The organism is Polaromonas sp. YR568 (assembly GCF_943372955.1).
Taxonomy (GTDB): Bacteria; Pseudomonadota; Gammaproteobacteria; order Burkholderiales; family Burkholderiaceae_C; genus Polaromonas.
The window spans coordinates 73896-81454 of the sequence record NZ_CALSAL010000008.1 but is presented as its reverse complement, the minus strand read 5'-3'; the positions used below and the strand labels follow the sequence as shown (position 1 = coordinate 81454).

Annotated in this window: 4 protein-coding genes; 3 read left to right on the top strand and 1 reads right to left on the bottom strand. The window is 67.8% G+C overall.

Translation table 11 applies throughout. The features are described from left to right. Nucleotides 1-300, bottom strand: a 300-nt coding sequence (locus AAG793_RS15040) for a hypothetical protein (protein WP_341909610.1), incomplete at its 3' end; no start/stop codon positions are given. Between the two features lie 102 nt (nucleotides 301-402). Here AAG793_RS15040 and AAG793_RS15035 point away from each other — a divergent pair. The 3 genes from AAG793_RS15035 to AAG793_RS15025 are packed head-to-tail and all read left to right on the top strand — an operon-like array spanning nucleotide 403 to nucleotide 7558. Continuing rightward, on the top strand, nucleotides 403-4569 hold the full coding sequence (locus AAG793_RS15035) for a YhdP family protein (RefSeq protein ID WP_341909608.1): 4167 nt from the start codon (nucleotides 403-405) through the stop codon (nucleotides 4567-4569). 2 nt (nucleotides 4570-4571) lie between these two features. Next, entirely contained in the window at nucleotides 4572-5390 is an 819-nt protein-coding gene (locus AAG793_RS15030) for a carbon-nitrogen hydrolase family protein (protein WP_341909606.1), read from the top strand. Nucleotides 5391-5398: 8 nt separating this feature from the next. Then, entirely contained in the window at nucleotides 5399-7558 is a 2160-nt protein-coding gene (locus AAG793_RS15025) for an ATP-binding protein (protein ID WP_341909604.1), read from the top strand. Nucleotide 7559 lies beyond the last annotated feature (1 nt).

Below are 7559 nucleotides of genomic sequence, written 5' to 3'. Positions count from 1 at the left end.
CCCATCACAGTCCATGGCCACCAGCCGCTCCATCACCACCTGGCGCAGCACGCGCATCGCGGCACCGGCTTCCAGGCCCCGGGCCAGCAAGGCGTCGAGCATGGCCTGCATGGAGGCGCGCACGGGTGCGCCGTCTGCCAGCAGCGGCGTTTCGGCGGTGTAGCGGCGGCGGATGCGCTGGATGAAGCGGGAGTAGTCGGAGGCCAGCGCTGCGGGTGCCATGGCAGCGGGGGCCACAGAGGAGCCTGCGGTGTCAGGCGCGGGCGGGTTCAGAAGGCTGTCGGCGGAAGCGGCGGTCATCACAATGATTCACAAAACTTCATCGGGGCATGCAGGGCGCGATTGAGGCCGGCAGTCATAATTCCAGTGTCAATGCAGTCCGCACCCACCCGTCCGTCCGCCGTGTCCGCGAGCCGTCTCCGATGGCTGGGCGGACTCATGCGCCTGGCGCTGTGGCTGGTGGTTGCTGCCTGGGTGCTGTTCGGCATCGGCTTGGGGGTGCTGCATGGCTGGATTGTGCCGCGAATCGAGGAATTCCGTCCGAGGCTGGAACTCGAGGCCAGCAAGGCGGTGGGTGTGCCGGTGCGTATCGGCGCCATCCGCGCCGAATCGGTGGGCATGATCCCCACCTTTGAGCTGAGCGATGTGACCTTTCTGGATGCACAGGGCCGCGAGGCTCTGCGGCTGCCGCGCCTGCTGGGGGCGGTGTCACCCGCCTCATTGCTGGGTCTGGGGTTTGAGCAGATTCATCTGGACCGGCCGGAGCTGGACATCCGCCGCGGTGCGGACGGGAAAATCCATGTCGGCGGGTTGGACGTGTCCGAGGATGCAGACAGCGGCCGCAGCGCCGCAGCCGACTGGCTGCTGTCCCAGAACGAGCTGGTCATTCGCGGCGGCACCGTGCGCTGGACCGACGAGCTCAAGAAGGCGCCGACGCTGGCGTTGACCGGCGTGGACGGCGTCGCACGCAATGGCCGCAAGCGCCATTTGCTGCGCCTTGATGCCACGCCACCGGCCGAATGGGGTGACCGGTTTTCGGTGCGCGGCATCTTCCGGCAGTCCCTGCTCAATACCCGTGCCAGCGACTTCTCCGGCTGGAGCGGCCAGATCTTCGGTGACTTTCAGCGGCTGGATTTCTCACAGGCCCGGCCCTACGCCAACATGGAAACGCTGGGCGTGGACCTGTCCCGCGGCACCGGCGCCCTGCGTGCGTGGATCGATGTGGCGCACGGCCAATGGGTGGGCGGCACCGCCGACGTGGCCCTGCGCGATGTGGACGCCCTGATGGGTGTGCGCCTGCAGCCACTGGCTTTTGATTTCGTGGCCGGGCGCGTGGGCGGGGGCCAGCGCGCGGACGGCTTTGACTTCAACACCGAGGCGCTCAGTTTCCGCACCCGGGACGGCCTGCAGTGGCCCGGCGGCAATGTGCAGCTCAGCCACACCGAGGCACAGGGCAGTGTGGCGGCGCGCACCGAGCTGAAAGCCGACCGACTGGACTTGGCCGCACTGGCGCAGATCGCCGACCGCCTGCCGCTGGACGCGCAGACGCGTACCTGGATTGCCTCGTTCGCACCGGCCGGGCTGGTGGAGAGCATTGATGCCCGCTGGCAGGGCGCGCTTCAGGCGCCCATTTCCTATACCGCCAAGGGGCGCGTTTCCGGCCTGAGCCTCGCGGCCCTGCCGGCGCCGGCCGGACCAGCGACAGTCGCAAGCCCGGTGACGGGCCGGCCCGGCCTCAGCGGTGCCAGCATGGATTTTGATGTGACGCAGCAAGGCGGCCAGGCGCGCATCAGCATGGCCAGCGGCAAGCTGGAGCTTCCGGGCATTTTTGAAGACCCGGTGATTGCCATGGAGCGTCTCTCGGTGAATGCGCAATGGAAGCGCGCCAACGGAAAAACCGAAGTGCAATTGCGCGACCTGAAGTTCGCCAACGCCGATGCGCAAGGCGAGGCGCAGGTGAGCTGGTCGTCGAGCGGCGCGGCAGCCGGACCGGACGCGATGGGCGTGCTGGACCTGCAGGGCTCGCTCAGCCGCGGCGCGGGTGACCGGGTGCACCGCTACCTGCCGCTGGTGATGGCCGACACGGTGCGCCACTATGTGCGCGACGCGGTCAGCCAGGGCGACCTCAGCGATGTGAAGTTCCGGGTCAAGGGGCCGGTGGACCAGATTCCCTTCAGTAACCCGCAGCAGGGCGAATTCAAGGTCAGCGCAAAAATCCGCAATGGCCAGCTGGCGTATGTGCCTCGCGCCATCCAGCCGGCTGGCGCCGCACCGTGGCCCGCGCTGAGCGACCTGCAGGGGGAACTGGTGTTCCAGCGCGCGGCGCTCAACATCAATGGCGTGACGGGCAAGGTGGTGGGCTTGCCGGGCCTGCAGCTGGTCAAGGCCGATGCGCGCATTCCCGACCTGATGCGCAACGCCACGGTCGAGGTGAATGCCGACATCAAGGGCCCGCTCGCGGAAGCCTTCGGGTTCGTCAACACCTCCCCGCTGGCGGGACTGACCGGCGAGGTGCTGGCCCAGGCTACCGGCACCGGCACCGGGGACTACCGCTTCAAGCTCACGCTGCCCATCAACAACATCGACAGCACGCAGGTGGAAGGCACCGTCAAACTGCCTGGCAACGATGTGCAGTTCTCCGACGCTTTCCCGCCGCTGCAGCGGCTCAAAGCCAGCATCGCGATCACCGAAAAAGGGTTCTCGGTGGCTGGCGCTCAGGCCCGGCTGCTGGGCGGTGATGTGCGCATCGACGGTGGCATGCGGGCGCCGCCGCTGCCGCTCAGGCCGGGTGTGGCGGCCACGCCGACCCTGAGCTTCAGGGCGCAGGGCACTGCCACCGCCGACGGCCTGCGGCAGGCGCCCGATCTGGGCGCGCTGTCACGCATGGCCCGCAGTGCGACGGGCAGCACCCCGTACACGGCCACGCTGGCCTTCCGCCGCGGGCGGCCGGAGGTGATGGTGTCGTCCACCTTGCAGGGCCTGGCGCTGGACCTGCCCGCGCCGCTGGGCAAGACGGCGGAGGCCGCGCTGCCGCTGCGGTTTGAAAGCGCGCTGGTGCCGGCCTCGATGGCTGCGGGACAAGCCTTGCAGGATCAAGTGTCCGTCACGCTCGGGCGTGTGGCGGCCGTCAACTACATCCGTACGCTGGGCACCGACGAGCCACGGGTGGCGCGCGGCAGCATTGGCGTGGGCCTGGAGGCGGGCGAATCAGTGCCGATGCCCGAGGCGGGCGTGGCGGCCAGCGTCAATCTGGCGCGGGTTGATCTGGATGTGTGGCAGAAGCTGCTGGCAGAGCCCGTTGCCGCGACCCCGACAACAGGCACTACAACGGGCTCCACAGCAGCCACCACGGCGGCGGTGAACCGTGTCGCTGCCGGTCCTGCGCTGGGTTATCTGCCCACCACCATGGCCATCCGCGCGAAGGAGCTGGTCGTCGAGGGCCGCACACTGAACAACGTGGTGGTCGGCGGTTCGCGCGAGGGTCTGACCTGGCGCGCCAACGTCGATGCCAGCGAGCTCAACGGCTACCTCGAATACCGCCAGCCTGGCGGCATCGGGGCTGGTCGGCTTTATGCGCGCCTGTCGCGCCTCAGCCTCGCGCCGACCACGGCGAGCGACGTGGAGGCCCTGCTCAACGAGCAACCCACCAGCATCCCGGCACTGGACATCGTGGTGGAAGACCTGGAACTGCGTGGCAAGAAACTCGGCCGCGTGGAGATCGATGCGGTCAACCGTGGCGCCTCGTCTGCTGCGCGCGACGGTGTGCGTGAATGGCGGCTCAACAAGTTCAACATCATCCTGCCGGAAGCGGTGCTCACGGCCACCGGCAACTGGGTGGCGATCAATGCACAGATACCGACGACTGCCGTGCGCGGTGCCCGGTCGCCGGCAGATCGCCGCCGCACGGTGATGAGTTTCCGGCTCGAAGTCGCTGACTCGGGCGAACTGCTCAAGCGCTTCGGCATGGCCGACGTGATTCGCCGGGGCAAGGGGCAGCTTGAAGGCCAGATCGCGTGGATTGGCTCGCCGCTGAACCTCGACTACCCCACGCTGAACGGGCAGTTCAATGTGAACATGGAGTCCGGCCAGTTCGTCAAGGCCGAACCGGGCATCGCCAAGCTGTTGGGCGTGCTCAGCCTGCAATCGCTGCCCAGGCGGCTGACGCTTGATTTCCGTGATGTGTTCTCCGAAGGCTTCGCCTTTGACTTCGTCCGCGGCGATGTCTCCATCCAGCAGGGACTCGCCTACACCAACAACCTGCAGATGCGCGGCGTGAACGCCGCCGTGCTGATGGAGGGCAGCGCCGACATCGCCAAGGAAACGCAGAGCCTCAAGGTGGTGGTGGTGCCCGAGATCAACGCCGGCACCGCCTCGCTGATTGCCACCGCCATCAACCCGGCGATCGGCCTGGGCAGCTTTCTGGCGCAGATGTTCCTGCGCCGCCCGTTGATGCAGGCGGCAACGCAGGAGTTCCAGGTCGATGGCACCTGGTCGGACCCGCGGGTGACCAAGGTGGAGCGCACCGCGGCCAGCGACAAGACCGACTCGCCTTCCGGGGAGACACGCTGACCATGAAAGTCGCCGCCATCCAGATGGTTTCCGGCACCGACGTTGCGCGCAATCTGGCCGCAGCCCAGGGGCTGCTTGAGCAGGCCGTTGCAGCCGGCGCCGAACTGGCGGTGCTGCCCGAGTACTTCTGCATCATGGGCATGAAAGACACCGACAAGCTCCAGTGGCAGGAGGGTCGCGAGGCGGGGGCGGGCAAGCGGCCGATCCAGGAGTTCCTCAGCGAATCGGCGCGGCGTCTGGGCCTGTGGATTGTGGGCGGTACCTTGCCCACGGCCACTGCCGACCCGCAGCGCGCACGCAACACCTCGCTGGCCTTCAATCCGGCTGGCGAGTGCGTCGCACACTACGACAAGATTCACCTGTTCCGTTTTGCGCAGGGCCGCGAAGACTACGACGAGACGCGCGTGCTGGACGCAGGCGCCAGCCCGGTTTGCTTCAATCTGCCCTCGCGTGACGGCCATGTGTACCGGGTCGGCATGAGCATCTGCTACGACCTGCGTTTTCCGGAGCTCTACCGTGCGCTGGCCAGCGACCTGCTGCTGGTGCCCAGCGCTTTCACCCACACCACCGGCCAGGCGCACTGGGAGGTGCTGCTGCGGGCCCGCGCCATCGAGAACATGGCCTATGTGTTGGCCGCCGCGCAGGGTGGTACCCACGAGAACGGCCGCACCACCTGGGGCCACAGCATGGTGGTCGACCCATGGGGCGAGGTGCTGGCGCAGCAGCCGACAGGCGCTGGCGTGGTGCTGGCCGAGGTGTCACCGGCTCGCCTGCAGGACACGCGCCGGCGCCTGCCGGCGCTGAGCCACCGGGTGCTCTGAGGCCTGGCATGGGATTGGCCTGGATTCGCGGCATCAACTGGACCAGCCGGCGCTGGACGCTGTGGGCCTTGCTGGTCGCGCTGGTGGTGGCCCTGCTGGGGATTCTGGTGTGGCTGTCGGGCCGTTACGAGTCGAGCATGGTGCAGACCCGGCTGGAGCGCGATGCGGCCGACACGGTGACCGACATCCGGTCAGGCCTGACCCGCAACATCCAGTCGCTGCAGGCGCTGCAGGCGATCGAGCGCACACCGGAGACCTGGCGCATGGCCGCTGCAGAGCTGCTGCGGGAGCGCCGCGAGATCATGCGCGTGGAATGGCGCGACGAGCTGCTGCAGGAAGTTGCCGCCGCCGGCACCCCCTACCGCGCGCCGGTGTTCGAGCGGCTGGGTCGCCGGAGTGTGCTGGCCGACATCGGCCTGACCTGCACCACGGCGCGCCGGCTCAGCGGCGCGGCCTACTCCAGCAGTTACTTTCTGCCGCAGGCCGATGGTCTGGGTCTGGAGGTGCTGGACATGTGCCTACCGGTCATGGCGGCCGGGCGGCTGGCTGGCTTCACGGTGGCGACCTATTCGCTGCAGGACATGCTGAGCGAGCTGGTCGGGCGGCAGCTGGCGCGCGGTGTCGCGCTGTCGTTCACCGAGGCTGACGGCACACGCCTGGCGCTGCACGGTGTCCCGCTGCGCGGCAGCGAAATCTATCTGGCCCAGCAACTGCTGGACCTGCCTGGCAACACGCTGATCCTGCGCATGGAAAGCCGGCGCACGCGGCCGGCGCTGTTTCCCAATGTGCTGACGGCGCTGGTCATGGCCATGTCGCTGGCGCTGCTGGCCGTGCTGTTCCTGCTGGCCCGCGACATGCGGCGGCGCCAAAAGGTGGAGCACGACCTTGGTGAGGCGCTGGCCTTCCGCAAGGCGATGGAGGATTCTGTGCTTACCGGCTTGCGGGCGCGCGACCTGCAGGGGCGCATCACCTATGTCAACCCGGCCTTCTGCAAGATGGTCGGCGTGGAAGCTAGGGAACTGCTCAACCAGCGCTTTCCGGCCCCCTACTGGCCCCCCGAGCTGGCGGCGGTGTACCAGCAGCGGCAGGAGATTCGTCTGTCGGGTATTGGTCCGCCGAACCCGACGCCCATGCAGGGCCATGAGTCGGTGTTCATGCGGCGCGACGGCACACGCTTTCCGGTGCTCATCATGGAAGCGCCACTGATCAACGCGGTGGGCAAGCACACCGGCTGGATGAGCGCCATCCTCGATGTGAGTGAGCAGCGGCGCATTGAGGAGTTGTCGCGTGCCAGTCAGGACCGGCTGCAGGCCACGGCGCGTCTGGCCATGGTCGGCGAGATGGCCTCGCTGCTCAGCCATGAACTCAACCAGCCCCTGGCCGCGATTTCAAGCTATGCCACCGGCTCGCTCAATCTGCTGAAGGGCGAGATGGAAGAGGGTAAGGAAGGCAAAGAGGGCAGCGGGTTCGCAAACAGCGCCAACCACGGACAGGGCGGCACGGCGGCGGGCACCCAGTTGTCGCCGCTGTCCGAGGACCTGCAGCTCGCCATGCGGCGCATTGCCGAGCAGGCCGAGCGTGCCGGCAAGGTCATCAAGAGCGTGCATGACTTTGTACGCCGCCGCGAGCAGGTGCGCGAGGCGGTGGAGCCAGCGGCGCTGATCGACGCCATCATGCCGCTGGTGACGCTGCAGGCGCGCAAGCTCGGCGTGCGCGTGGTCACCGAGATCGACAATGCCTGCGAGCCGGTGCTGTGTGATCGCACCATGGTCGAGCAGGTGCTGCTCAACCTGTCACGCAACGGCATGCAGGCGATGCAGGGCATGGACGACTTTGCCGACACCGGCCCGGGCGTGGGCAGCGGGTGCGAGAAAATCCTGACGCTGCGCATCCGGCCTGCGGCGTCCAATGCACAGAGCCGCTGGGTTGATTTTGCGGTGATCGACAGCGGTCAGGGCATTCCGGAGGCGGTGGCTGACCAGTTGTTCACGCCCTTCTTCACCACCAAGGAAGAGGGCATGGGCCTGGGCCTGAGCCTCTGCCGCACGGTCATTGAGCAGCATGGCGGCTTCCTCGGTTTCGAGCCGGCGCAGCCGCAGGGCACGGTGTTCAGTTTCACGCTGCCGGTGGCCATCCACGCCGAGGCGGAGCAGATCGAGCATCACTGAG

Bases quoted from the DNA above. Each gene is read 5' to 3' on its own strand.
- AAG793_RS15030 (WP_341909606.1), top strand. From the start codon at position 4,572: ATGAAAGTCGCCGCCATCCAGATGGTTTCCGGCACCGACGTTGCGCGC.
- AAG793_RS15025 (WP_341909604.1), top strand. From the start codon at position 5,399: ATGGGATTGGCCTGGATTCGCGGCATCAACTGGACCAGCCGGCGCTGG.